Annotated in this window: 2 protein-coding genes; both read right to left on the reverse strand. The window is 76.8% G+C overall.

Annotated elements, in window-relative coordinates; translation table 11 throughout:
* Positions 1-196, reverse strand: a 196-nt coding sequence (locus ACJA3G_RS37585; RefSeq protein ID WP_406557486.1) for an ATP-binding cassette domain-containing protein, incomplete at its 3' end; no start/stop codon positions are given.
* A partial coding sequence (locus ACJA3G_RS37590) for an ABC transporter permease (RefSeq protein ID WP_406557487.1) occupies positions 193-989 on the reverse strand: 797 nt, incomplete at its 5' end. The genes ACJA3G_RS37585 and ACJA3G_RS37590, both read right to left, overlap by 4 nt.

Genomic DNA, 989 nt, shown 5'->3' on the forward strand with positions numbered 1-989 from the left:
CCACCCGCCCCCGGTCGGGCGTGATCAGTGTCGCCGCCACGGCGAGCAGACTCGACTTGCCCGAGCCGGACGGCCCGACGCACGCCGTCAGCGTCCCGGCCGGCACGGCGAGGGACACTTCGTCCAGCGCGGTGAGCCGCCCCTCCCCGTCGGGGTACGTCAGCGTCACGGCGTCCAGGATCAGCGGCGCGTTCATCGGGCACTCCCCAGCGCGGTCAGCGGGTCGACGGCGGTGATCCGCCGGATGGACAGGGCGGCGCCGAGCGCGCCGAGGACGATCAGGACGAGCGCGGGGAGCAGCGTGGTTTCGACGGTGAGGGCGAACGGCACGGCGTCCCCGACGAGCCCGCCGACCACCGCCGCGAGCCCCGCCCCGGCCGCCGTCCCCGCGCAGAGCATCAGCACCGCCTGCCCCAGCGCGTCCCGCAGCAGATAGGGCGTGGACGCGCCCAGCGCCTTGAGGACCGCGATGTCCCCGCCGCGCTGGATCGTCCACACCGTGAAGAACGCGCCCACGACCAGCGCCGAGATGGCGAAGAGGAAGGCGCGCATCAGCTGGAGCGAGCCGTTCTCGGCGCGGTAGGACGGCAGCGCCGCCAGCGCGCCGTCCAGGGTGCGGGTGGTCGTGCCCAGCGCCCGGTCCGCCGCCGCGAGATCCACGCCGTCGTCGAGGGTCAGCGCCACCACCGTGGCGGGCGCCCCGGGCGCCAGCGCCGTCCAGACGACGGGGGTGTGGCTGTAGGAGTCCTCGCCGCGCACCGCCGCGACGGTCAGCGCCCGGCCGCCGACGGCCACCGTGTCGCCCTCCCGCGCCCGCAGCCCGTCCGCCGCGCCCCGGGTGAGGACCACGGCCCCGTCCCGTACGGGAGCGAGCCCCGAGCCGGGCCGGACCGCGAAGACCGACACCGCCTCCGTCCGCTCCCCCGCCCTCGCGTTCAGCGTGGAGATCGCCACCGGTTCGGCGCCCCGCACCCCGGGAACGCGTCCCC

The organism is Streptomyces sp. YS-3, assembly GCF_045257485.1.
GTDB lineage: Bacteria > Actinomycetota > Actinomycetes > Streptomycetales > Streptomycetaceae > Streptomyces.